The sequence below is a fragment of the Pantoea sp. X-Soil-OKNW-556 genome (genome assembly GCF_059730695.1).
The window spans coordinates 1014542-1038089 of record NZ_AP035990.1; the positions used below are offsets into that span (position 1 = coordinate 1014542).

23 protein-coding genes are annotated in these 23548 nt (G+C 55.9%); 15 read left to right on the forward strand and 8 right to left on the reverse strand.

Annotated elements, in window-relative coordinates; genetic code table 11:
* Nucleotides 1-129 precede the first annotated feature (129 nt).
* Complete coding sequence (gene dbpA, locus AC6I8T_RS04515) at nucleotides 130-1509, reverse strand: ATP-dependent RNA helicase DbpA (RefSeq protein ID WP_208724922.1); 1380 nt, start codon at nucleotides 1507-1509, stop codon at nucleotides 130-132.
* A gap of 392 nt (nucleotides 1510-1901) precedes the next feature.
* Between dbpA and AC6I8T_RS04520 the strand changes: the two genes are divergently transcribed.
* The gene (locus AC6I8T_RS04520; RefSeq protein WP_021185917.1) at nucleotides 1902-2099 is read left to right on the forward strand and encodes a hypothetical protein; all 198 of its coding nucleotides are present in this window, start codon (nucleotides 1902-1904) and stop codon (nucleotides 2097-2099) included.
* Nucleotides 2100-2176: 77 nt separating this feature from the next.
* Here AC6I8T_RS04520 and AC6I8T_RS04525 read toward each other — a convergent pair whose 3' ends face one another.
* The gene (locus AC6I8T_RS04525) at nucleotides 2177-3538 is read right to left on the reverse strand and encodes an amidohydrolase family protein (protein ID WP_021185916.1); all 1362 of its coding nucleotides are present in this window, start codon (nucleotides 3536-3538) and stop codon (nucleotides 2177-2179) included.
* 89 nt (nucleotides 3539-3627) lie between these two features.
* Nucleotides 3628-4488, reverse strand: coding sequence for a LysR substrate-binding domain-containing protein (locus AC6I8T_RS04530; RefSeq protein WP_208724923.1), 861 nt, complete (start codon nucleotides 4486-4488; stop codon nucleotides 3628-3630).
* Nucleotides 4489-4575: 87 nt separating this feature from the next.
* Between AC6I8T_RS04530 and AC6I8T_RS04535 the strand changes: the two genes are divergently transcribed.
* The 6 genes from AC6I8T_RS04535 (at nucleotide 4576) to yniD (ending at nucleotide 10280) form a co-directional block, all read left to right on the forward strand.
* Nucleotides 4576-5748 (forward strand): cyanate transporter, encoded by a 1173-nt coding sequence (locus AC6I8T_RS04535; protein WP_208724924.1) that lies wholly within the window; start codon nucleotides 4576-4578, stop codon nucleotides 5746-5748.
* Nucleotides 5749-5974: 226 nt separating this feature from the next.
* Nucleotides 5975-7630, forward strand: coding sequence for an L-lactate permease (gene lldP / locus AC6I8T_RS04540; protein WP_021185914.1), 1656 nt, complete (start codon nucleotides 5975-5977; stop codon nucleotides 7628-7630).
* Entirely contained in the window at nucleotides 7627-8412 is a 786-nt protein-coding gene (gene lldR / locus AC6I8T_RS04545; RefSeq protein WP_208724925.1) for a transcriptional regulator LldR, read from the forward strand. The genes lldP and lldR overlap by 4 nt, the downstream gene beginning before the upstream one ends.
* Complete coding sequence (lldD, locus tag AC6I8T_RS04550; RefSeq protein ID WP_021185913.1) at nucleotides 8412-9602, forward strand: FMN-dependent L-lactate dehydrogenase LldD; 1191 nt, start codon at nucleotides 8412-8414, stop codon at nucleotides 9600-9602. The genes lldR and lldD overlap by 1 nt, the downstream gene beginning before the upstream one ends.
* A 61-nt stretch (nucleotides 9603-9663) precedes the next feature.
* Complete coding sequence (locus AC6I8T_RS04555; protein WP_021185912.1) at nucleotides 9664-10092, forward strand: OsmC family protein; 429 nt, start codon at nucleotides 9664-9666, stop codon at nucleotides 10090-10092.
* 80 nt (nucleotides 10093-10172) lie between these two features.
* Nucleotides 10173-10280 carry a small membrane protein YniD gene (yniD, locus tag AC6I8T_RS04560; protein ID WP_223300457.1) on the forward strand — a complete coding sequence of 36 codons (108 nt, stop codon included), beginning with the start codon at nucleotides 10173-10175 and terminating at the stop codon, nucleotides 10278-10280.
* Between the two features lie 115 nt (nucleotides 10281-10395).
* On the opposite strand, the gene AC6I8T_RS04565 is transcribed toward yniD, so the two are convergent.
* Nucleotides 10396-10626: a hypothetical protein gene (locus tag AC6I8T_RS04565; RefSeq protein ID WP_036627577.1), complete on the reverse strand. Its 231-nt coding sequence runs from the start codon at nucleotides 10624-10626 to the stop codon at nucleotides 10396-10398.
* Between the two features lie 112 nt (nucleotides 10627-10738).
* The gene (locus AC6I8T_RS04570) at nucleotides 10739-10909 is read right to left on the reverse strand and encodes a hypothetical protein (RefSeq protein ID WP_021185909.1); all 171 of its coding nucleotides are present in this window, start codon (nucleotides 10907-10909) and stop codon (nucleotides 10739-10741) included.
* Nucleotides 10910-11123: 214 nt separating this feature from the next.
* Here AC6I8T_RS04570 and AC6I8T_RS04575 point away from each other — a divergent pair, with 214 nt between their 5' ends.
* Nucleotides 11124-11291, forward strand: a complete 168-nt coding sequence (locus AC6I8T_RS04575) for a hypothetical protein (protein WP_013508057.1) — start codon at nucleotides 11124-11126, stop codon at nucleotides 11289-11291.
* Between the two features lie 85 nt (nucleotides 11292-11376).
* Here AC6I8T_RS04575 and AC6I8T_RS04580 read toward each other — a convergent pair whose 3' ends face one another.
* On the reverse strand, nucleotides 11377-12027 hold the full coding sequence (locus tag AC6I8T_RS04580; protein WP_021185908.1) for a CPBP family intramembrane glutamic endopeptidase: 651 nt from the start codon (nucleotides 12025-12027) through the stop codon (nucleotides 11377-11379).
* A 219-nt stretch (nucleotides 12028-12246) separates the two neighbouring features.
* Between AC6I8T_RS04580 and AC6I8T_RS04585 the strand changes: the two genes are divergently transcribed.
* Both AC6I8T_RS04585 and AC6I8T_RS04590 read left to right on the forward strand, forming a co-directional pair.
* Nucleotides 12247-14820, forward strand: a complete 2574-nt coding sequence (locus tag AC6I8T_RS04585; RefSeq protein WP_208724927.1) for a bifunctional diguanylate cyclase/phosphodiesterase — start codon at nucleotides 12247-12249, stop codon at nucleotides 14818-14820.
* Between the two features lie 271 nt (nucleotides 14821-15091).
* The gene (locus AC6I8T_RS04590; RefSeq protein ID WP_021185905.1) at nucleotides 15092-15391 is read left to right on the forward strand and encodes an I78 family peptidase inhibitor; all 300 of its coding nucleotides are present in this window, start codon (nucleotides 15092-15094) and stop codon (nucleotides 15389-15391) included.
* A 173-nt stretch (nucleotides 15392-15564) separates the two neighbouring features.
* Here the strand turns inward: AC6I8T_RS04590 and AC6I8T_RS04595 are convergent, their stop codons facing one another.
* A complete protein-coding gene (locus AC6I8T_RS04595) occupies nucleotides 15565-15816 on the reverse strand; it encodes a biofilm development regulator YmgB/AriR family protein (RefSeq protein WP_021185904.1) in 252 nt (83 codons plus the stop codon).
* 391 nt (nucleotides 15817-16207) lie between these two features.
* Here AC6I8T_RS04595 and AC6I8T_RS04600 point away from each other — a divergent pair, with 391 nt between their 5' ends.
* Nucleotides 16208-17512: a multidrug efflux MFS transporter gene (locus tag AC6I8T_RS04600; RefSeq protein ID WP_208724928.1), complete on the forward strand. Its 1305-nt coding sequence runs from the start codon at nucleotides 16208-16210 to the stop codon at nucleotides 17510-17512.
* Here the strand turns inward: AC6I8T_RS04600 and AC6I8T_RS04605 are convergent.
* The gene (locus tag AC6I8T_RS04605; protein ID WP_208724929.1) at nucleotides 17451-20519 is read right to left on the reverse strand and encodes a beta-galactosidase; all 3069 of its coding nucleotides are present in this window, start codon (nucleotides 20517-20519) and stop codon (nucleotides 17451-17453) included. The two genes, AC6I8T_RS04600 and AC6I8T_RS04605, sit on opposite strands and share 62 nt — an antisense overlap.
* A 253-nt stretch (nucleotides 20520-20772) precedes the next feature.
* On the opposite strand from AC6I8T_RS04605, the gene AC6I8T_RS04610 reads away from it, so the two are divergent.
* The 4 genes from AC6I8T_RS04610 (at nucleotide 20773) to AC6I8T_RS04625 (ending at nucleotide 23509) form a co-directional block, all read left to right on the forward strand.
* Complete coding sequence (locus AC6I8T_RS04610) at nucleotides 20773-20922, forward strand: hypothetical protein (protein WP_497833538.1); 150 nt, start codon at nucleotides 20773-20775, stop codon at nucleotides 20920-20922.
* A gap of 220 nt (nucleotides 20923-21142) precedes the next feature.
* Nucleotides 21143-21397 carry an anti-adapter protein IraP gene (gene iraP, locus AC6I8T_RS04615; protein ID WP_208724930.1) on the forward strand — a complete coding sequence of 85 codons (255 nt, stop codon included), beginning with the start codon at nucleotides 21143-21145 and terminating at the stop codon, nucleotides 21395-21397.
* Nucleotides 21398-21503: 106 nt separating this feature from the next.
* Nucleotides 21504-21806 carry a PsiF family protein gene (locus AC6I8T_RS04620; RefSeq protein ID WP_208724931.1) on the forward strand — a complete coding sequence of 101 codons (303 nt, stop codon included), beginning with the start codon at nucleotides 21504-21506 and terminating at the stop codon, nucleotides 21804-21806.
* Nucleotides 21807-21982: 176 nt separating this feature from the next.
* The gene (locus AC6I8T_RS04625) at nucleotides 21983-23509 is read left to right on the forward strand and encodes an FAD-dependent oxidoreductase (RefSeq protein WP_208724932.1); all 1527 of its coding nucleotides are present in this window, start codon (nucleotides 21983-21985) and stop codon (nucleotides 23507-23509) included.
* The last annotated feature ends 39 nt before the right edge of the window (nucleotides 23510-23548 follow it).

The window sequence follows — 23548 nt, forward strand, 5'->3', positions numbered from 1 at the left end:
GCCTCGCTCAGGGCTGCGTTAAGGGCATGGCAACATCGCCGTGATGGAGTTATCGGCAGGATGGTTAAAAAATAGAGAGCGGCGGGTGGAATTTTGACGTGAGGGCGAGCGCCCTCACGTTTTAGCGACTTATTTCAACAGGATGGCACGTACGCTTTTCCCTTTGATCTTGCCTTCTTTTAGCTTGATCAATGCGGCTTTGGCCTGGGAGGCGGCAATCGCCACATAGGCATGGGTTGGGGTCAGATCGATCTTACCGATCTGATCGGCACTGAATCCGGCCTCACCGGTCAGCGCACCGAGAATATCGCCAGGGCGAATTTTCGCTTTACGACCACCATCAATGCATAACGTCATCATGGTAGCTGGCAGCGCCTTCGCCGCACTGCCTTTCAGCGTGCTGGCGGCAACCCAGTTGAGTGATTGTTGCAGATAATCTTCCAGCGCATGGGCGCGCGCCATCTCATCGGCGGCGACCAGACTGACCGCCAGACCAGACTCACCGGCGCGGCCGGTACGACCAATGCGGTGCAGATGCACTTCCGGGTCCCACGCCAGATGGAAATTCACCACCAGCGCCAGCGATTTAATGTCCAGACCGCGTGCTGCCACGTCGGTGGCAATCAGCACCCGGATGCTGCCGTTGGCAAAACGGATCAGCACACGCTCGCGGTCACGCTGCTCAAGATCGCCATGCAGCGCAAGGGCGCTGATTTGGCGATCGTTCAGAGCGGCGGCAATATCATCACACTCACGTTTGGTGTTGCAGAACACCACGCAGGAGGTGGGCTGCTGCTGGCTGAGCAGGGCGCTCAACAGATTGATGCGTTCACTGGCGTTGACTTCAATAAAGCGTTGCTCAATCGCTGGCAACTCGGCTTCGGTTTCGGTCGCCACCGCCAGTGCATCACGCTGGTAGCGTTCGCTCAGGCTGGCAATGGTATCGGGCCAGGTGGCGGAAAACAGCAGCGTCTGGCGTGACGAGGGGGTAAAGCCGATGATGGCTTCCATATCATCACGGAACCCCATCTCCAGCATACGGTCGGCCTCATCCAGCACCAGAGTTTGCAACTGGCTGAGATCGAGGTTATCGCGTTTCAGATGATCAAGAATGCGTCCCGGCGTGCCGACCACAATATGCGGGGCGTGCACCAGCGAATCACGCTGAGCGCTCATCGGCTGGCCGCCACACAGCGTCAGGATCTTAATGTTACGCGTGAAACGCGCCAGCTGACGCAGCACATTGCTGACCTGATCGGCCAGTTCGCGTGTCGGGCAGAGCACCAGCGCCTGAGTATGAAACTGGCTGTTATCAATCCGCTGAAGCAGGCCGATACCAAAGGCGGCGGTTTTGCCGCTACCGGTTTTCGCCTGAGCACGCACATCGCGCCCCTGCAAAATGGCGGGCAGGGCGGCAGCCTGGATTGGCGTCATGGCGTCAAACCCCATCTCGCGCAGGTTGTCGAGTTGGCTGGTGGGCAGTTGCGTCAGGGTAGAAAAAGCAGTCACGGAACAGTCTCTGATATCGGGCGGAGTTGCGGCCGCCAGTCTGGCAGAAAGGGCCTGTCTCATCAATGATAAATCACGCGGCAATCAGGGAGATGATCACTGCGGGGAATCAATAAGCATCTGGCAATATTTGGTTTATTTTTCGACGGTTATTGTCGCAAAGTTCTAATGAATTTTCCGAAAACTCTCATGATCATAAAACCATCGCAACTGAAAAAAAGCTGAGTTAATCAGACGATAGCGGCATGCTGGCGGCACGATGGCGACCATTTGCTGCTGTTATGTTTATGTGTCCCGTCTGTTACAGGAAATTCCGATTAAAATCGTTCTCTGGATTGTTTTATATTTAGCGCGCCATTTGGCGATATAAAACAACTTCAGAGGTCACTTCATTGAGTCACTACGTCCAGGGACAAAACGAGGACATTCTGAAAATCGTCGGCCGCGCCGTGTTAACCCTACACATTCACGGAGAGACGCTGTCATCTGACAAAGTCAGCTCCATGATTGCCTGTTACGCGGAAGAAGAGCCTGTCAGCGACGAAGAAAACCAGCGGCTCTATGCGCTGGCTATTCAGATGTTATCGTAATAATCCAGTACGGCAGGGGACGCACCTTGTCCCAGCCTTTACGTTCATAAAGCCTCCTTCCCGGAGGCTTTTTTGCTTCAGGCGGCGTACACGGCGGTACCGCGTCGGAATGTGGCGTGAACCGGCGCAATGCGCGCCACCGCTTCGGCGGAGCAACTGGCTGCCACCAGCATCATGCTGGCCTCATCCTGGAGCTGTGGCCACTGACGTTCACCCTGATTGGATAACGGCAGAATACCGCCGGTGGCGATATGCAATGCCCGGCTCAGGCCAAACTCATCGGAGCCGCGGTACAGTTGCGCATACAAATTGGCTTTCTCCAGCATGCTACCGCTGCCAAACGGCGACCAGTGATCGATCACGCTATCGGTGCCGGTCATCACCGTAATTCCTGCCGCCTGCAATTGCGGCAGCGGCATAGTCAGCTTGCCGATAGGGATGGTGGAGGCCACACTCATCTGCTGCTCGGCCATCCCGTCAATCATTTGATCCAACGCTTTTCCTTCCAGCGTGCCCAGTGCAAAGCCGTGACTCAGGGTCACTTTCCCCTTGAGCTGCGGGTTTTTCGCGATGGTATCCACCATATATTGAATCGCCGCCACGCCTGCCGGGGAGGTTTCATGCAAATGGATATCCACGCCGCGCTGGTAATCAAGGGCGATCTGGAACATCGCATCCAGCGATGCCTGCATGGCGCCGTCCACGTTAGTGGGATCGAGGCCGCCGACATATTGCACGCCAAGCGCCATCGCTTCGCGCATCAGGCCATCCACCTTTGAATGCAGCAAGCCGTGCTGGGGAAAGGCGACAATTTCGCAGTCGAAATCCGGGTGATTCGCCAGCGCCAGCTTGAGGTGTTCCAGGCTTTTCAGGCCGCTGACGGGATCGATATTGCAGTGGCTGCGCGCTGCGGTGCTGCCCTTACTTTGCAGCAGGCCAATCAGTGCTTCGGCCCGTGCCTGCGAGGTGGGCAGCAGTTGTGGGATCAGTACCTGTTCACGGGCGATCATATCCATAATGGTTTTGCCCTGACGTGGCCGGGGTGCCTGCCAGGGGCCGCTGTAAAAGGTTTTGTCGAGATGGATATGCATATCGCGGGTGCGTGGCAGCAGCAATAAACCCTGTGCATCCCAGTTGGCTAAGTCGCTGTTACGCGCGCTTCCGGCCGGATCGATGGCGATAAATTTCCCGTCGTTAATGGTGATGTCATATAACGCGGTACGCGTGGCAATCACCTCGTTACCTTCACGTTCGAAACCTTCTTCGAGGCGTACATTCAACAATTGGTAATGGCGGGTGCGGGGCAGGGCTGGACGTTCGGAGTGGGTGACAACGGTCTGGCTGGCGTGGCCCATACCCGCCGCCAGCAGGCTACCGGCGGCGGTCCAGCGAACTGTCTGGCTAAGGAAATCACGACGGCTGGGGGAAGAGAGTTGCATCAGAGGCTCCAGTCAAAAGGGAAAAAACTAATCTGGCAAAAGCCTCGCCGCTGCGCTGCGATATTTACCACTGGCTGGCAGTGGAAAAATCACTGCCAACGCAACTGACAAAAATCCACCAGCGCGGCGGCCAGTGCCTGTTGCAGAGCGTCCTGTGGCTGACGGCAAAACAGCGCCAGCTCGAAATGGCTGATTACCGGCAATCCCTCGGCCTCGCCCAGCACACGATGTTGCGGCAGGCGGCAACTGGCGGGGAGTAATGTCAGCCCCAGACCCGCCGCCGCCGCGCTGGCTAACGCCACCAGGCTGGTGCTGCTGTAGCTGATGCGCCAGCTACGACCCAGACTATCCAGCGTCTGGCACATCTCCTCGCGATACAAGCCCAGTTGCGGAAAAACCACCAGCGGCAGCGGGTTTTGTGCAAAGCAGGGGTGATCGGCGCTATCGAGCCACAGCAGCGGTTCCGGTCTGGCTGCCAGCGGGCGTTCGCCGCCCGGCTGCTTAATCAGCATGATATCGAGCTCTTCTCGCTGCCATGCCGCGTGCAAATCAACATACATTCCGCTCATCACATCCAGCCGCAATTGCGGGTGCTGACGGCTAAAATCGGCCAGCAGACCCGCCGTGGGGGCGGCAAAATCTTCCGGCACACCGAGACGCAAAACACCATCCCGCCATTTGTCGCTCAGCACATCGTGTGCCTCACCGTTCAACGCAATGATGCGGCGCGCGTAGCCCAGCAGTTTTTCCCCCTCTTCGGTGACGGCCACCTGATGTGAGGTGCGTTGCAGCAGCGCTTTGCCCACCATCTCCTCCAGACGTCGCACCTGCTGGCTGACGGTAGATTGCGACAAATGCACCCGGTCGGCGGCGCGGGTAAAGCTGGCGGTTTCACACACCGCGACAAAGCTTAATAACTGTTGCGGGGTAAACATGGGCTGACGATTCATTTTTCCACTGTTCACTATGGTGTTATTTCATTTCCAAATAGTAACCGTCCCTGCCATCCTGACAACCTTTTCCCCGCAGGATTGTGTATGACCCGACATTCCAACGGACCGACGCTCGCCGCCCTGGTGCTGGCCGGGCTGAATATGCGTCCGTTACTCACCTCCGTCAGCCCGTTGCTGGGACAGTTACGTCAAAGTATCGGCCTCTCTCCGCTGGCAGCGTCGTTATTGCCCGCCGTCCCGATGATGATGATGGGCGCGGTTGCGCTGCTGGGCGCACCGCTGATGCAGCGCCTGCCATTGCGACGCCTGCTGCTGGCAGGATTAACGTTATTGCTGGTGGCGTTGGCGGTGCGTGGCGTGATCGCCGAGGGGCGCTGGCTGGTGTTGAGCGCATTATGCGGTGGGCTGGGCATTGGTATCGTGCAGATGGTGATGCCAGGGCTGATTCGTCAGCGCTTTTCCCGACGCAGCACGGCGGTGACCGGCTTATGGGCCGGGGCGTTGATGGGCGGCGGCGGCCTGGGGGCGGCATTATCGCCGTGGTTGAGTACGCATCTTGGCTGGTCGCTGGCGTTAAGTGATTGGGCGCTGCCGGTGTTGCTGGCGATCCTCATCTGGCTTTGGCTCCGGGTGCCGGGCACTCACGAGAGCAACCCGCTGCCGTTGCCGTCCTTGTGGCGCAAGCCCCGAGCCTGGACTTTGGCGCTGAGTTTTGGCCTGGTGAATGGTGGCTATGCCACCTGTGTCGCCTGGTTGCCGGATGCGTATCAACAACTGGGCTGGTCGGCACAGGCCGGTGGCGCGTTACTCGCGGTGATGATTGCGTTACAGGTGACGGGCGCGTTGCTGATGCCGTTGCTGGCGCGCGGCAGCGATCGTCGTCCACAACTGATATTTAGCCTGGCGTGCCAGCTGATCGGTATGGCTGGTTTTCTGCTCGACCCGTTGTTGGTTCCGTGGTTATGGGCGGCGATTGCCGGTTTTGGTCTTGGCGCGGCCTTTCCATTGGCAATGGTGCTGGCGCTGGAGCATCTGCCGCAGCCACAGGCTGGCGCGCGGTTGGTGGCTTTTATGCAGGGCTGGGGCTTTATCATCGCGGGCTGCATGCCGTTTATTGCCGGCCAACTGCATACCGTCACCGACAGTTTTACCTCCGTGTGGTTGATGCAGGGAGCGGTGGTCGTGGGGCTGATCGCGCTTAATTTTCGCTTCCATCCCCGCAGTTATCGTCAGGCCTTTGGTCAACCAGGTCTTTAATTGGTCCTACCAATGTAGCAAAAATGTTTCCGGGAGGTCACATAACACGAAAAATCACGCCAGTTCCGTTGCTTTAGATTAACAATGCGTTAACTATCTGGAGCCAGAAAGTCCGGGAAACTGATTTTTGGTCCGACCAATTCAGTGATAAACACGGGCAGTAACGCGTGGCGTAACCGTCACGTAACCGTCACGCAGGCTTCTGATGACCTCTGGAGATCACGCTATGCAGGTCTGGCAACAAAATTACGATCCTCTCAATAATATCTGGCTCTCCAGCCTGGTGGCGGTGATCCCGATTGTGTTCTTTTTCTTCGCACTGATTAAGCTCAAGCTGAAGGGCTATCAGGCGGGCACGGCAACGGTGGTGATAGCGCTACTGGTGGCGCTGCTGTTGTACGGCATGCCGGTGGGACAGGCGCTGGCCTCGGTGGCGTATGGGTTTCTTTATGGTTTGTGGCCAATTGCCTGGATCATTGTCGCTGCGGTCTTTGTCTACAAAATCTCGGTTAAAACCGGCCAGTTCGATATCATTCGTGCCTCGATCCTGTCGATCACCCCTGACCAGCGTTTGCAGATGCTGATTGTCGGCTTCTCTTTTGGCGCTTTCCTCGAAGGGGCGGCGGGTTTTGGCGCACCGGTGGCGATCACCGCAGCCTTGTTGGTGGGGTTGGGCTTCAATCCGTTATATGCTGCCGGGCTGTGCTTGATCGTCAATACCGCGCCGGTGGCATTTGGCGCGATGGGGATTCCAATTATCGTTGCCGGGCAGGTGACCGGGCTGGACAGTTTTCATATCGGACAGATGGCCGGACGTCAGTTGCCATTCCTGACCATCATCGTGCTGTTCTGGATCATGGCGATCATGGATGGCTGGCGTGGAGTGAAAGAAACCTGGCCTGCGGTGATGGTGGCGGGGGGATCGTTTGCCATTGCGCAGTTCCTCAGTTCTAACTTCCTTGGCCCGGAATTGCCGGACATCATTTCGTCACTGGCTTCCCTGATCTGCCTGACCTTGTTCCTGCGCCGCTGGAAGCCGGTCCGTATTTTCCGTTTTAACGACATGGGCGCTTCCATAGTGGATCAGGATCTGTCGCGCCAGCGCTATAGCGCCGCTCAGGTGATCCGTGCCTGGATGCCGTTCCTGTTCCTCACGGCAACCGTGACGCTGTGGAGCATTCCGCCGTTCAAAGCGTTGTTCGCCAAAGGCGGGGCGCTGTATGACTGGGTGTTTACCGTGCCGGTGCCGCTGCTGCACGAGCTGGTGGCACGTATGCCGCCGGTGGTGGCAAATGCCACGCCTTACCCGGCGCTGTTCAAGTTTGATGTGGTGTCAGCGACCGGCACCGCGATTCTGGTGGCGGCGGTGCTGTCGGTACTGTGGTTACGTATGAAGCCAAAAGCGGCGATTGAGACCTTCGGCGAAACCCTGAAAGAACTGGCGCTGCCGATTTACTCGATTGGTATGGTGCTGGCCTTTGCCTTCATCTCCAACTATTCCGGTCTTTCCGCCACTTTAGCCCTGGCGCTGGCCCATACCGGCGATGCATTCACCTTTTTCTCACCGTTCCTCGGTTGGCTGGGCGTGTTCCTCACCGGCTCGGATACCTCCTCCAATGCGTTGTTTGCGGCACTCCAGGCCACCACCGCGCAGCAGATTGGCGTTTCGGATGTGCTGCTGGTGGCGGCCAACACCACCGGTGGCGTAACGGGTAAGATGATTTCACCCCAGTCGATCGCCATTGCCTGTGCGGCCGTGGGCCTGGTGGGCAAAGAGTCGGATCTGTTCCGTTTTACCGTCAAACATAGCCTGATTTTTACCTGTATGGTCGGCGTGATCACCACGCTTCAGGCGTATGTCCTAACCTGGATGATTCCATGACTGAAAACACGCCGCGCTTAGCGGATACGTTGCGGGCGCGGCTGCGCGCCTGGATTGATGAGCATCAGTTGCAACCCGGTATGCGTTTACCGGCGGAGCGGCGGCTGGCGGCGGAATTCGGCGTCTCACGATCGTCGTTGCGCGAGGCGATTCAGCAACTTATCAGCAGCGGCGTGTTAATCAGCCGGCGGGGCGGCGGCACCTGGCTGCGTCAGCCGCAGGAGCCGTGGTCAGAGCAACGTATCGTCGAACCGATTCGTCAGTTACTGGCCGCCGACCCGGATTATCGCTATGACATCCTCGAAGCGCGCCACGCCATCGAAGCCAGCACCGCCTGGCACGCTGCGTTACGCGCCACCGAGGCAGATAAAGAGAAGCTGCAATACGCCTTTGACGCCACGCTGAAACTGAAAGAGAGCGACGACCCCGACCTGGCGGCTCAGGCGGATGTGCGCTTCCATCTCGCCATCGCCGAAGCCTCGCACAACGTGGTGTTGTTGCAGACCATGCGAGGTTTCTTCGATCTGCTGCAATCCTCGGTGATGCAAAGCCGTCAGCGCATGTACACCCAACCGGTGATTTTTGACCGCCTGACTGAACAGCATCAGGCGCTGCTGAACGCCATTCTGGCGGGCGATGCCGAAGCCGCACGCCTGGCGGCAATGGACCACCTCGGGTTTGTGCACACCACGCTAAAAACCCTGCATGAAGATGAAGCGCGACAGGCGCGCATTACCCGCCTGCCGGGCCATGACCTGGATAAACGCAAGGAAAAACCCTGATGATCATTTCTGCTGCAAGTGACTACCGCGCCGCGGCGCAACGTATTCTGCCGCCATTCCTGTTTCATTACATTGACGGGGGAGCTTATGCGGAGCATACGTTGCAGCGCAACGTGGCGGATCTTGCTGATGTGGCGTTGCGTCAGCGCGTGCTGAAAAACATGTCCGATCTCAGCCTTGAGACCAAATTGTTTAATGAAACCTTATCGATGCCGGTGGCGCTGGCACCGGTTGGTCTGTGCGGCATGTACGCGCGGCGCGGCGAGGTACAGGCGGCGCGTGCTGCGGCGCTGAAAGGTATCCCCTTTACCCTGTCGACGGTGTCGGTGTGCCCGATTGAAGAGGTGGCGCCGACGATTAACCGCCCGATGTGGTTCCAGTTGTATGTGCTGCGCGATCGCGGGTTTATGCGTAACGCCCTGGAGCGCGCCAAAGCGGCGGGGTGCTCAACGCTGGTGTTCACCGTGGATATGCCGACACCGGGCGCGCGCTACCGCGATGCGCATTCCGGTATGAGCGGCCCGCATGCTGCGCTGCGTCGTTACTGGCAGGCGGCGACCCATCCGCAATGGGCATGGGATGTGGGCCTGCATGGTCGCCCGCACGATCTCGGTAATATCTCCACTTATCTCGGTAAACCCACCGGGCTGGAAGATTATATTGGCTGGCTGGCGAACAACTTTGATCCGTCGATCTCATGGCAGGATCTGGAGTGGATCCGCGAATTCTGGGATGGTCCGATGGTGATCAAGGGCATCCTCGATCCGGAAGATGCCCGCGATGCGGTGCGCTTTGGGGCTGACGGGATCGTGGTATCGAATCACGGTGGGCGTCAGTTGGATGGTGTGCTGTCATCGGCGCGTGCGTTACCGGCTATTGCCGACGCGGTGAAGGGCGATATCACCATTCTGGCCGACAGCGGCATTCGTAACGGTCTGGATGTGGTGCGCATGATCGCCCTGGGTGCCGACAGCGTGCTGCTTGGACGTGCCTTCCTTTATGCCCTCGCCACCCACGGTCAACGTGGGGTGGAAAACCTGCTAAATCTTATCGAGAAAGAGATGAAGGTGGCGATGACGCTGACCGGAGCGAAAACTATCGCCGATATCACGCGAGATTCGCTGGTGCAGGCCAATGCGTTGTTGTCCGAGGCGGGGTTGGCCCCGGCGCGTCCGCGTGCGGTGAGTTGATCCGTCAGAGTGAAGGGGGTTGGCTATACTTACTCCCTGTCTGACTAACCGGAGGAATGACATGACCATTCACAAGAAAGGATCTGCCCATTGGGAAGGTGACATCAAAGGGAAAGGCACCGTAAGCACCGAGAGCGGCGTACTGAGCAATCAGCCTTATGGCTTCAATACGCGCTTCGAAGGCGCAAAGGGGACCAATCCGGAAGAGTTGATTGGTGCTGCGCACGCCGCCTGTTTTTCCATGGCGCTGTCGTTGATGCTGGGTCAGGCGGGACATCCGCCGGAAAGCATTGATACCACTGCGGATGTGTCGCTGGACAAAAAAGGCGAGGGATTTGCCATCACAAAAATCGCGCTGACCAGCAGCGTGACGTTGCCAGGCATTGATAACGCGAGATTTGATGAGATTATTCAGCAGGCGAAAGCCGGTTGCCCGGTTTCCCAGGTATTGAATGCCGAGATCACCCTCGACTACACGCTGAATAATTGATCGCCTCAATGGCAGACCAGAGCTAGAATCGATGATGCGCTTACGGGCGCATCGTTGCTTTCTGCTGATCGGGAGGAGACTTGGCAAAATATCTGGCTGCGAAAAAACACTGGAAAATGGTTTTGGTGTTGCTGTGTATTTGCGGTGCGCTGCTATTGATTCGCTGGGCGGCGATGATATGGGCTTAAAGGATTGGATCAGCCGACATAAGCTGGGTGTGCTGGTGATGGTGATTCTGGCCCTGGAGCTGGTGCATTACCTGCTGACCGCCAGTTGGCTACCCTGGCAACTGGGCTAAGATTCTCAGGCGTATTCGTTGTCAGGGCGCGCCGTACGGATGTTACTGCGGGCGATACGATAGGCTTTGCGCGGGTCCCCCACCACAAATTCAAAGGTCGGCGAGTAATAAAACGGCAGCCAGCCTCCATAGCCGCTCTCCCACTCCCAGCGCACCGGGCACGGCCAGAGAATGCCATCATACAAAATGTAATAAACCCAGCGTCCGTTAGGACGGCGGGGGCGAGTTGTTTTCATGGGAGTCACAACAGTAATAGTGTAAATCTGCTTATATTTTGAACGCTAAACCCGGCACTTGCAACGCCAGTGGCGTAATTTATCTGCACCTGATTGCCTTGCTGGTAGCAAATTAACGGTGTACCTCGCCGCAAATCAGGACCACGTTAGGGCGCACTTTATGAATGCGTGCCGCCATCTGCTCACAGGCCACTTTGGTCGGATAAATGTATTCCGACACTGGCAACGCGTCACAGGCATCATGTCCACACGCGCTCACTAACAATACAAAACCAATCAGCATGGTTTGGCTCCTGATACACATTTTCTCTGGCACGGAAAGTGTGGCTGTTTGTTCCCTTTTAACGATCCAGTATAGCCAAACGAAACGGGAGCGGGTTATCACCCTGAGCGGCTTTTTTTGCCCTAACGACCGGATTATACCTGGGCCGGTGCACAACATCAGCGCATTCTGAGCTAAACTGTGCGGCCCTGGAAAAATGAGAAGTGAGTAACACATGTCGATTGAAATTGCCCATCCGGCCAGCAGCCCGAAACAAGCCGCTCTGCAACTGGTGATTGAACTGGTGCGCGCCGGAAAACTTAGCCCGCTGCACGGCGACGCCTCGAATATGATTTCCATCTACGAACAGTTTAAAAACCACTTCGAAGCGGAAAAAGAGTAACGGCGCGATACCCGAAAAGTCCGCGCGATAAATCGCGCCGCTACGGAATGGGAGTCGCCCTGTAGCGGCGCGATTTATCGCGCGTCTACCCGGCGTAATACCAGACCGGCAGAATCGCGATCAGGTTATTTAGCGTGTGCAGGAACACCGGCAGTGCCAGGCTGTTGCTGCGCAGGCGTGCATAGCACAGCAGCAGTGAGAACAGTGTCAGTGCCACAATGGTTTCCCAATGCACGTATTGGGTATGCATGGCGGCGAACAGCAACGAGGTCAGCAACATGCAGGCAAAGCGGCTTTTCGGTGCCCACAGCAGGAACCCCTGCAACAGAAAACCGCGAAACAACACCTCTTCAAATACCGGAGCCAGCAACACCGCCGTCAGCAACAGGATCAGCATCGAGCTGCGCCCCTGCTGCGTTTGCGCCACCAGCCATCCTTCCGGTTGCATAAACTGCGTTTGTGCCGCCATCAAAATGAATAACGCGCCAATAAACAATAGGGTCTGACCGGGACGGAGATAGCCGAGCGGGATGTCATTACGACGCTGGCAATAGAAGCGGTACAGCGGATAGATCACCGCAAATTCGAACAGACAAAGTACCGGCACCAGCAAACCGTCATTACGCAGCACGCCGTAGTTAGGAAACAGCGTAATCAGCATGGTAACGAGGTAATAAACCACAAAGCTGCCAACGTAAAACAGCGTCAACGTGACTTTGTCGGATTGGGTGTCCATAGGCGACTCAGCGAGCAGAGGAAATCGCATAGTAGCAATGGCGATGATCGCTGTCGAGGGCGCGGTGGGGAGATTTCTGCTGCTCAAATATTCTGCCATTGGGCTAAATCTGGCGCGCGCCGCGCCGATAATCGAAAAAATCATTACAGGGTACAGTTGCGTGATGAATGCGACCTGCATCCTCTTTTTTGCAGTCTGTTTTTTTCGCGAGCATTGCGCATGAATTCTGAGTCTCACTGGTTTGCCAGGGCCAACAGGGAAGCACTTACGGTACGCGTGACACGGCGTAGCCTGCGTACGCTCACCGCATTGCTGTTTGGTGTGCTGGTGCTCTCAATGGTGATGGTGATGGCGATTGCCCATCATCAAAATAATGTTTCCATCGAACATGACGAGATGCTGCTACGTCAGGCGTGGCATGCCCGTCAGCAGGAGATGTTGATCGATGTGCGCGATTACGCCTTCTGGGGGGAGGGCTATAAAAACCTGCATCTTCAGCTCAACAAGGTCTGGGCGTTTGATGAAGAGAACCTTGGCGCGAACCTGTACAAGGAGTACCACTACGAAGGGGTGTTTGTGGTTGATGGCGCGGGTCAGACGCGTTACGCGATCATCAATGGTGAGATGGTAGACACTCCGCTGGAAAGCTGGCTGGGCGCACAAACCGCCACGCTGTTGACGGTAACGCGCAAATTAGGGCACGAAGCAATTGCCCGTAACGTGCAGATATTTGGCCAGCCCGCTTTGGTCGTCTCTGCTCCGATTACTCCAGGTAAAGTCCCCAATTTACCCACTCTCCCCGGCCCGCCATCGGTGCTGGTATTTGTGAATATTTTTACCCCGGCGAAACTTCAGGCGATGGGCAAAGCGATGGATGTCATCAATCCACATGCCCCCACCAGCAGTGATGATGCGCAGGATGAGCCCCGGTTGGTGGAGACGACTGTGGGGGGGGAACCGGTGGTGATTCGCTGGCAGGCCAAGTCCCCAGGCATGGGGTTGATTTGGTTACTGCTGCCGCTGTTGGTGTTGATGGCGCTGACCATTGCGCTGGTGACCCGTCGGGTGGTGCGTCATGCGTTATATAACGCGGTCCTGTCCGATCGCCGTTTTGAAATGCTCACCATCAGCCAGCGCGAACTGGCCGACAGTGAGGAGCGTTTTCGCGATCTGGCTGAAGCGGCATCCGACTGGATCTGGGAAACGGATGACCAGGGGCGTTTATGCTACCTTTCCGCGCGGTTTACCGAGGTCACCGGGCATGAGGTGAAACGCTGGCTTGGCCGTCATCTTGATCATCTGCTCAGTCATCCCAGCCATTCACTGGTGACCTGGTTGATGCGCCAGGGGGAAGATGTCCCTCGCGTGCCGTTGCGTTGTCAGTTTATGTCGGCAACCGGTGAACGGCGCATTGGGCAACTGATGGCAAAAACCATTCGTCGCAACGGCTTGCGGTCCGGCTTCCGTGGCACCGTGTCGGATATCACCTATGAAGTGGACGCACAGGCGCGTATTCAGTTTCTGTCACGTCACGACATGCTGACTGGTCTGGCAAATCGCATGCAGTTGCAGGAGTTTCTTACCTCACATCTCAACCAGGCGACGGATGATGACCCGTTGATTGTTATCAGTCTCGATCTTGATCAGTTCAAGCCCATCAACGACACCTGGGGACATACGGTAGGGGATGCGGTCCTGAACCAGATTTCCCAACGGTTGCAAAGTCTGATGGGCGCGCATGAACTGGCGGCGCGCCTGGGAGGCGACGAGTTTATTTTGGTGATGCGTGAGGCATCTCGCGCCGGGGTTGAGTATCGTTGCCGTGCGCTGCAACGTGCGATCCACCAGCCGGTGCTGAGTGGTTCACACCAGCTCAGCCTGACGGCCAGCATGGGGATCGTCTGTGCGCCGCAGGATGCCAGCCATCCAGAGGCGTTGCTACGCCTGGCGGATATTGCGCTGGGGCAGGCACGCGCTGCCGGGCGTAATCAATGGGTGTGGTACTCCAATGAGATGGCGAGTCATTTGCAATCGAAGCGTGAAATGGTACAGGCGATTGAAGTCGCGCTCGGCAGTGAGGCCTTCAGCCTGCATTATCAACCACGTTATCAGTTGCAAAATGGTCAGTTGGCCGGTGCTGAAGCCTTGATTCGCTGGCAGGTGGCTGAGGACAAATGGATCTCCCCTGACCGTTTTATTCCCCTCGCCGAAGAGAATGGTTTGATCAATGCCATCAGTGATTGGGTGCTGATGCGCGCCTGTACTGATGCACGCGACTGGGGGGATCAACGGTACGTTTCCGTTAATATCTCGCCGGTGGAGTTTCGTGGCAGCGATTTGGTGCAGCGCGTCGCTCGTGCGCTGGAGGCCAGCGGTTTACCGGCGACCCGGCTGGAGCTGGAAATCACCGAAAACATCACTTTTGAGCACCCGGATCGCGCCCTGGAAATCATGCAGGGACTGCGCGCTCTGGGGGTACGGTTAACGGTGGATGATTTTGGTACCGGCTATGCGGCGCTGGGTTATTTGAAAACGTTCCCGTTTAACGGCCTGAAGATTGATCGCTCGTGGATGAAGGAGTTTCCTGAGTCGCCGCAGGCGCAATCGGTGGTCGCGGGGATTGTCGGGTTGGCGCGCGCGTTTGCGCTGACCATCACAGCCGAAGGGATTGAAACCGAAGCGCAACTGAACGAATTGAAAGTGTTGTCTTGCGAAGAAGGGCAGGGCTACTTTCTTGGGCGACCGATGCCGCTGGCGGCGTTCAGAGCGCTACTGAATCAACAAGATGTTTAACGCACTTTAATGGCCAAACAGGTCATCAAAATTGCAAAACCAATAAAAATTGCGAGTTCCATAATCATCACCTCAGATAAATCTTAGGTAATTTTACTCAATGGTTGCTGAAATATTGGGCAGATTGTGTGATTAATCCGAAAAAGTGCGATCGCGATCGCCTCGGGATGCGGTTTTTCTGCGATACGTCTGATGGTAATTTTTATGTTTCACAGGCACGCTTGGCTACTCTCGGGCAACCGGTTGTCTGATTATCCAGGAGGAGAAAAACGTGAAACATTATGGAAAAGCGCTGCTGGTGATGGGGTTCCTGACCCTGACTGCCTGCCAGTCGGCGAGTAAACCTGACACCGCTGCGAGCACGGCCCAGGACGCGGAAAACGATATGTGTGGCGCATCGCAGTATCAGAATTACATCGGCCAGCCTTTATCGGCCTTGCAGAAGCAACGTTTTGACGTGCCAGTGCGCGCCATTCCGTGGAATTCTGCGGTGACGATGGACTTCAATCTGCGCCGCCTGAATTTTACCGCTGATCAAAGCGGCAAGATTGACAAGGTCTACTGCGGGTAACATCAAACCGACATCGCATTGTCATCGCGCTGTCACAGCGTCGGGCGAGGATAGCTGCGCATTACGGAGATTTCCTCGTCACTCTCGAATATGCAATGCTCGTCTTGTTTTCCCGCCTCTGGCGGGATTTTTTTATATCTGAATGCACGAAACCGTAGCGGCGCGATGGGGTTTTATTCATGCGGTCGCGCTTCCAGCAGTTGGGCCAGTAAGTTGCGATAACTTTGCAGGCGCTGCTCATCTCCCTCAAACTCCAGTTTCGCGATCACTCGCGCGATCACCGCCTTGCTGGTCGCGGGCTGACCCGCATCCATCAGTTCGCGCATAATGGCCGCCAGCAGATCGCCCTCATGCGGCGCATGCCAGGCTGGACTGTTAAAATAATCGGTAATCGCCCGACTGGCGCTGTTGGGATGCACTCTCATGGCTGACCTCCGCAGAGACAACGATGCCCGCTGCCTGGGACAGGCAACCGCGGGGAGATTTCGGGTTAAGTCTGCATACTGCCCAGAACGGGCAGCGCCCCACCAGCGGCGGCTGGTGGTTTTTTAAACATAGTTGCGGCGTCAAAAATTGTCAGTAACCGTCAGAAATATTTTTTCACGATTTGAGCTATGGACGATTTAGCAATTTTTTTTCGGGTTTGTTTTTGCACATTAACCCGCTGTAAATCGCCCTCAGCGTAATATTTGCTGTGCACAGAGGTAAGCTGACTAGCGGAAAACTGCGTTTTTATCCCTATGCCATGTTTTGCCGTCCGGCCCTGTCAATGGATTGTTAAACTGAACCCTCATTTCAATTTTGATGTGCTCTCTCATGTTACGCTCCGTAGAACCCTGGAAAATCAATCTGATCTCGGTCTGGTTCGGCTGTTTTTTTACCGGGTTGGCGATTAGCCAGATCATCCCGTTTCTGCCGTTGTATATCGAACATCTTGGGGTGCGCGGGGATAATGCGCTGAGCTTGTGGTCAGGGTTGACCTTCAGTATCACTTTCGTGATTTCTGCGGCGGTGGCACCGCTATGGGGCAGCCTCGCCGATCGTAAAGGGCGTAAGCTGATGCTGCTGCGCGCTTCGTTCGGCATGGGCGCGGTGATTCTGTTGCAGGCATTTGTCACCCATGCCTGGCAATTGCTGCTGTTGCGCGCCCTGATGGGGTTGACCTCGGGTTATATTCCCAATGCGATGGCGCTGGTGGCAGCGCAGGTGCCGCGTGAGCGCAGCGGTTGGGCGCTGAGCAGTGTCGCAACCGGTCAGATAGGCGGGGTGATCCTTGGGCCGATGATTGGCGGTCTGCTGGCTGACTGGCTCGGTCTGCGCATGGTGTTTATCGTCACCTCGGTATTATTGATGATCAGCTTTCTGGTCACACTTTTCCTGATTAAAGAAACCGGCTATACCCCGATTGGTAAAAAAGACAAGCTGAGTGGACGCGAGGTGTTTCGTAGCCTGGAAAATCCGCGTTTGATGGTGTGCCTGTTTATCACCACGATGGTCATCCAGATGTGCAACGGTTCGGTGAACCCGATTCTGACTCTGTTTGTGCGTGAACTGGCCCCTTCTGCTGAGAACATTGCGTTTCTCAGTGGTGTGATTGCCGCACTGCCGGGTATTTCGGCGCTCATCTCGGCACCGCGCCTTGGCAAGCTCGGCGACCGCATTGGTACTCAGCGCATTCTGATCGCCACCATGATTACCTCGCTGGTGCTGCTCACCGCCATGTCATTTGTCACCAGCGCCACGCAACTGGGCGTGCTGCGTTTTCTGCTGGGCTTTGCCGATGGCGCGATGATGCCTGCGGTGCAAACGCTGTTGGTTCGCCATTCGAGTGATAATATCACCGGGCGTATTTTTGGTTATAACCAGTCGTTTATGTATTTGGGCAATGTGGCTGGCCCGCTACTGGGGGCCGCAGTTTCCGCCGCAACGGGCTATCGCTGGGTGTTCTTTGCCACTGCGATGGTGGTGCTGATTAATGTCTTGTTGCTGCGTCGTTTCTATCGCCGCCCAAAAACCACGCTGGCGCACCCGGTGAACCAGCGTGACGAGGTGGAGAAGGCTACTGACGCAGCGTCAGGGAGAAGTGCCAGCGCTGCTGAGAAAGCAAAAACTCCGGGCTGACGCTTGGACTCCAGGAGTCATCACCGCCGACCCCCATATGGAAACCATCGAGATGCAGCCAGCAACCCGCTTCTGGCTGCAACAGGTGGCGATGTGAGGTGTCGCGCAACTGCTCCAGGCTGTGCTGACTGAGCGAGAAGGCAAAGTCACCGCTTACCTGCCAACTACCGGTATCGAGCTGGCGTGTCCCGCCGCGCAGACCATTCTCTCCGGGAAAAACGTATTCGGTGCGCATCGCACTCAACGGCTGCTGCCAGCGGGAGAACTGCGCTGCCAGTTGACGATCCGGATAGTTTTCATGCGGGCCGAGTCCCAGCCAACTGACCTGCTGCGGGGCGTGGGCCAGTTGTGTGCGTAAGCCGATACGTGCTGGTGGCGGCAAGCCTGCCGTCTGTTCGACGTCCACGTCGATAGTGAGTTCGCCATTGCCGCGAATCTGATAACGCTTGCGGCTGGTAAAAATCAGCTGACCGGCAAAAATCCACTGATGCCGCGTTTCGATCAATACACTGTGCTTTAGACTATCGATCTCCATCGCCACCAGCTGTGGCTCCAGTTGATCATAACCGGCGCGTTTCCAGCGTTCGACCCAGGCATTGGGATCCACATTAGCCGCTTCGCTTGTGCCGATATCGTTATCGATTGGCGCACGGATAAAACAATCTTCGAGCGGCGTCAGCAAGGTTTCCTCATCATTTACCAACCACTGCACCATCTCCCCACTGCGGCGGGAAAAATGCCAGCGCTGCTGCGGCAGGTACACGGCGATGAGATCATGATTGGACTCGATCTGCGGGGCCGGTTCAGGATTCGTCTGCGTCTCCAGCGGCAGGGCGGCAGGCAAGGACCATTGATGCCAGGCGACGCGTGCATCCGCCTCTGACCAGGAAGTGGCGCGTGGCTGGTGCACCGCCAGATTGAGCCAGCAATTCCCCTGCAATCCTTCTGCCGGTGGTAGATCAAAGGTCTGGCTGGCGCATGCTGCGATATCGAGCGGCAGTTCGCCACGGACAATGACTTGTCCCTCCTGCTCAATCGACCAGCGCAGCACTTCGTTATCGCTGTGGCGGAACAGATAATCGCTGCTGACGGTAAAACGGTACGGGTTCTGCGCATCAGGCGTGAACTGGAAAAACTGCTGTGCACGCTGGGCCTCGAACAATGCCGGATGCGGGGTGCGATCGGCAAACACCAGGCCATTCATACAGAACTGGCGATCATTCGGCGTATCGCCAAAGTCTCCGCCGTAGGCCTGCCACGGCTGGCCTTGCGCGTCATAGCGCGTCAGGCTTTGATCAACCCAATCCCAGACGAAGCCGCCCTGCAAACGCGGAAACTGGTGGAAGGCCTGCCAGTATTTGGCAAAGCCGCCAAAGCTGTTACCCATCGCGTGGGCATATTCACACAGGATCAGCGGCCGGATTTCGCCGGGCAGGCCAATCCACTTTTTCAGTGACCATTTGGGGACAGCCGGGAAGGGCTGGTCCTGATCGACGCGTGCATACATCGGGCAAACAATATCGGTAGCGGCGGTATTGGCTCCGCCGCCTTCATATTGCACCGGGCGTGTTGGATCGCTGCTTTTTACCCAGCGATACAGCGCATCATGGATGCTGCCGTGACCGGACTCATTGCCCAGCGACCAGATAATGATGCAGGGGTGATTACGGTCACGCTGCACCATGCGGGTGACGCGTTCGCTGTAAGCGGCAAACCAGCGCGGATCATCAGAGAGTCGATTCATCGGCTGCATGCCGTGGGTTTCGATATTGGCCTCATCGACCACGTACAAACCATATTCATCGCACAGGCGATACCACAGCGGGTGATTAGGGTAATGGGCGCAGCGCACCGCATTGAAGTTATGACGCTTCATCAGCTCGATATCACGACGCATGCTGGCTTCATCCACCACCTGACCCTTTTCCGGGTGATGTTCGTGACGGTTAACACCGCGAATCAGCAACGGCTGACCATTCAGGCATAACAGGCCATTTTCAATCGCCACGCGACGGAAACCGACATCGTATGCTTCCGCTTCCAGCAGATTGCCTTGATCATCCAGCAGCGAAACCACCGCACGGTATAAATGCGGCGTTTCGGCGCTCCATAACCTGGGGTGATTAACGGGCAAAACCAGCAAAGCGCGTTCCGGATAGTGGCCGCGTTCGTCAATGATGGCGCTGCCGGGCGTTTGTTGGTGTTCGCCGATCAGCGTTTCCCCCTGCCACAGGCTCAGACGCAGTCGACAGGGCTTGAGATGCTGGATCTTTACGCTGACACGCAAATCTGCACGGATATATTCCGGGCTGAGTTGCGTTTCGATCTGCACGTCAGCCAACTGTGTCTCGGGTTTATGCAGTAGAGTGACGTCACGAAAAATGCCGCTCATACGCCACATATCCTGATCTTCCAGGTAGCTGCCATCGCACCAGCGCAGCACCATCACGGCCAGCCGGTTACTGCCTGCTTGCAACGCGGCACTGAGATCGAATTCGGCCGGTAAGCGACTGTCCTGCGAATATCCTATCCAGTGGCCATTGCACCACACAAAGAAGGCGGAGTTTACGCCATCAAAGATAATGCGCGTCTGGCCCTGCTGTAGCCAGGTATCGTCAACATTAAATGTGAGCGAGTAACATCCGGTGGGGTTATTCGCCGGAACCAATGGCGGATTGACCGGAATAGGATATTGCACGTTGGTGTAAATGGGGGCGTCATAACCGTGTAATTGCCAGTTTGCGGGGACGGGAAGGGTGCCGGCATCCGGGAGATCCTGCAACAGCCAGCTTTGTGGCACCGCTTCTGGCTGGCTGAAATAACTGAATGTCCATTGACCGTTCAGACAGCGACGGGAAGGCGAAGGCCGATTGTCGCGGGCGGCTTGCTCGTCACGCCAGCTGGCAAAAGGGGGATGCGCATCCAGTCGGTTCAGGCTGGTGATCACCGGGTTTTCCCAGTCGCGCCGCGCCAGGATTTCATTCAGGGAAACAGAGACAGATGTCATATTAGGATCTCATTAATTGTAATGCGCTCACATTGCGTTAAATTGCGCCAACTGTAAAGCGCTGCGACCTGCTGTCGGGCAGGAATTTTTATCGCTTTTATTACGCCTTTGTCGGTTTTCTCCTGGCGTAGTGCCAGTAAATTGTTAAGCATGGTGAGCAGAGATGAATAGCGCCGGGTTGCGGAGAATTCTGTATTGTCGGGCGCGCTGGCGACTCATACACTCAGCGCGATTTCTCCATCCTGAGGTAATTATGGTCCGTATTGTTAAAATCGCAGCCGTTGTGGCATTGGTGACCGCGCTGAGCGGTTGTATTTTCCCGCCTCCGGGTGGCGGTGGTGGTTGGGGCGGCGGTTGGGGTGGCCACGGTGGCGGTCCGGGTCGCGGATTTATGGGGCCATAAGCCATTAACCTCCCGGGTTAATTGCTGCTATAGCGCGCGAAACGTTTCACAAAAGCATTATTTATCAGAGAAACGTTTCGCCGCTTAATAATAAAATCCTGCATCAAGTTTTCTTTCCCGCCTTTTTTAACTGAGTTAACAGGATCGCATAAAAATCCCTGTTGTTTTATTCTGCTCAATGCTAACGTCAGCATTTCCCTCAACTAATTGAGTTGGTCGCATGAAAAATCTGATTGCGGAACTCCTGCTTAAGCTGGCTGAAAAAGAAGAAGAGTCTAAAGAATTAGTGGTCCAGGTTGAGGCGCTGGAAATTGTGGTTACGGCCTTGTTACGCAAACTTGAGCCGGAACAATTAAAAGGGATTACTTTGGGTATTGAAAACGCGATGGCACCGGCAACCGAGCCAGAAACGTCTCCCGATGCCCTGTTGCTACGTAATTACGTTGAAAAACTGCTTAACCATCCCCGCATATGATTTTCTCAACGCCTGTGATCGCCACAGGCGTATTTCATTATATTTATTTCTGCTTTGCTTATCTCATGCCAGGCTTATCAGGCGATAACTCTATGGAGAAGATGCAATGAAATCGTTTTTTATGGCAATGATGGCTGCGGGCTTATTGTTAGCGGGTACTGCGGGTGCCGCAGAGAAAACGGCGCAGCAGGAAAAAATGACCATGTGTAATCAACATGCGTCATCGCAAAACCTGAAAGGTGATGCGCGTAAAAGCTTTATGAGCGACTGTCTGAAAAAAGACAGCAAAATGGGCAGCATGACGCCGCAGCAAATGAAGATGAAAACCTGTAACACCGAAGCGGGTGATAAAAAACTCAGCGGCGATGCACGTAAAACCTTTATGAGTTCGTGCCTGAAAAAAAGTTAATCTCCTGATAGCGGTCTGAGGGCCGCTATTTTTTATTTCCTGCTAAAAACCTCTGCTTAACAGACTGTTACCCGTCTCTCTTTAATATCAGCCCGCCAAATTATCAGGTTTTGCCAAACTTACTGTTTGTAGGGATTTAGGGCATCGCACCTGACTACAGTTAAGGGAGGCCAAACGTGAGCTATCAATCTGTCGTTGAGTTGAAAAAGCTTAAGCAACATAAACCGACCAAATTTACCGTCGGTGACAAAGATATTTTGCTGATCCGTGAAGGTGATCGTGTCCATGCTTTGCAAGCCAAATGCCCCCATGCTGGCGCACCACTCGAACAAGGGGCGGTATGCGGAGATGAATTGGTGTGCCCCTGGCATAAGGCGGTGTTTGGCATTGAAGATGGCAGGATGCGTGAGCCGCTGGCTCTGGCGGATTTGAAAAACTATCCGGTACGTATCGAACAGGGGCAGGTCTGGGTCAACACCAAAGCCATGTCCTCAGCAACGCTGCCTGCGACTGAACGAGAAAAACCGGTTTGCGTAGTGCTGGGATCGGGGGCGGCAGGCAGCGCAGCATTGTGGACGCTGCGACACGAAGGCTTCACCGGGCATCTGGTTCTGATTGAGCGCGAAGCTGAGGCACCCTACGATCGTACCGCGTTAAGTAAGTTTGTCCCGGCGGGAAAAATGGCTATCGAAGAGGTGCCGCGTTTACTGAAAGACGATGTGCTGGGGCATGTTGAGCGTATTCAGGCCAACGTGGTGGAGCTGGACAGTGCGGCGCAACAGTTGACGTTCTCCAATGGTCAGACCTTGCCCTTTGATCAGCTCCTGATTGCCAGCGGTGGTAGCGCGCAGCCACTGGACATTCCTGGACGGGATTTGCCTGGTGTTCACCTGTTGCACTCGCTCAGCCAGGCCGCGTCGCTGCTGGAGGATGTTGATGAAACCCATCAGATCGTGATTGTTGGCAATAGCTTCATTGGTATGGAGTTGGCGGGCGCGCTGCGAAACCGGGATGTTGATGTCACCGTATTGGCGCGTCACCCACTGCCGTTTGCTAAACAATTTGGTGATGAAATTGGCCAATATTTTCGCGAACTGCACACCGGAAATGGGGTGAAGATGGTGCAGGGGGAACCGCAGGCGCTGATCGGTACTGAACACGTTGAAGCCATCACGCTGAAAAATGGTAAGCAACTCACGGCAGGTCTGGTGCTGTTTGCAACCGGTATTCAGCCAGTTACCGGATTTATCCATGATCTGGCAATGCAGGCAGATGGCAGCCTGACCACGGATAGTCAGCTACAGGTGGCGAAAAATATCTGGGCAGCGGGTGATATTGCCTGTTATCCCACGCCAAATGGGCCACTGCGTATCGAGCACTATCGGGTGGCGCAGCAACAGGGTCGAATTGCTGCTCTGAACATGTTGGGGCAACGCCAGCTGTTTGACCGTGTGCCCTTTTTCTGGACCGCACACTACGGCACGCGCTACGAATATCTGGGACATGCCACAGAATGGGATGAATACCGTTTACTGGGATCATTACAGGACAAGCGTTTTATCGCCTTTTATGGGCAGCAGGGAAAGCTGGCGGCAGCTTGTTCAGCGGGCATGTATACCTTGACGGCAGCGCTGGTAGAACTGATGCAGCAGCCGATGACAATGGCGCAGGGAATAGCGCTGTTTGAAGAACATCAAGGTTAAATACGAATGTCGTAGCGGCGCGATAAATCGTGCCGCTAC

Coding starts and splice junctions, on each gene's coding strand:
- AC6I8T_RS04525 (WP_021185916.1), bottom strand. CDS start 3,538: ATGCAACTCTCTTCCCCCAGCCGTCGTGATTTCCTTAGCCAGACAGTT.
- AC6I8T_RS04530 (WP_208724923.1), bottom strand. CDS start 4,488: ATGAATCGTCAGCCCATGTTTACCCCGCAACAGTTATTAAGCTTTGTC.
- AC6I8T_RS04535 (WP_208724924.1), top strand. CDS start 4,576: ATGACCCGACATTCCAACGGACCGACGCTCGCCGCCCTGGTGCTGGCC.
- lldP (WP_021185914.1), top strand. CDS start 5,975: ATGCAGGTCTGGCAACAAAATTACGATCCTCTCAATAATATCTGGCTC.
- lldR (WP_208724925.1), top strand. CDS start 7,627: ATGACTGAAAACACGCCGCGCTTAGCGGATACGTTGCGGGCGCGGCTG.
- lldD (WP_021185913.1), top strand. CDS start 8,412: ATGATCATTTCTGCTGCAAGTGACTACCGCGCCGCGGCGCAACGTATT.
- AC6I8T_RS04555 (WP_021185912.1), top strand. CDS start 9,664: ATGACCATTCACAAGAAAGGATCTGCCCATTGGGAAGGTGACATCAAA.
- AC6I8T_RS04565 (WP_036627577.1), bottom strand. CDS start 10,626: ATGAAAACAACTCGCCCCCGCCGTCCTAACGGACGCTGGGTTTATTAC.
- AC6I8T_RS04570 (WP_021185909.1), bottom strand. CDS start 10,909: ATGCTGATTGGTTTTGTATTGTTAGTGAGCGCGTGTGGACATGATGCC.
- AC6I8T_RS04575 (WP_013508057.1), top strand. CDS start 11,124: ATGTCGATTGAAATTGCCCATCCGGCCAGCAGCCCGAAACAAGCCGCT.
- AC6I8T_RS04580 (WP_021185908.1), bottom strand. CDS start 12,027: ATGGACACCCAATCCGACAAAGTCACGTTGACGCTGTTTTACGTTGGC.
- AC6I8T_RS04585 (WP_208724927.1), top strand. CDS start 12,247: ATGAATTCTGAGTCTCACTGGTTTGCCAGGGCCAACAGGGAAGCACTT.
- AC6I8T_RS04595 (WP_021185904.1), bottom strand. CDS start 15,816: ATGAGAGTGCATCCCAACAGCGCCAGTCGGGCGATTACCGATTATTTT.
- AC6I8T_RS04600 (WP_208724928.1), top strand. CDS start 16,208: ATGTTACGCTCCGTAGAACCCTGGAAAATCAATCTGATCTCGGTCTGG.
- AC6I8T_RS04605 (WP_208724929.1), bottom strand. CDS start 20,519: ATGACATCTGTCTCTGTTTCCCTGAATGAAATCCTGGCGCGGCGCGAC.
- AC6I8T_RS04610 (WP_497833538.1), top strand. CDS start 20,773: ATGGTCCGTATTGTTAAAATCGCAGCCGTTGTGGCATTGGTGACCGCG.
- iraP (WP_208724930.1), top strand. CDS start 21,143: ATGAAAAATCTGATTGCGGAACTCCTGCTTAAGCTGGCTGAAAAAGAA.
- AC6I8T_RS04620 (WP_208724931.1), top strand. CDS start 21,504: ATGAAATCGTTTTTTATGGCAATGATGGCTGCGGGCTTATTGTTAGCG.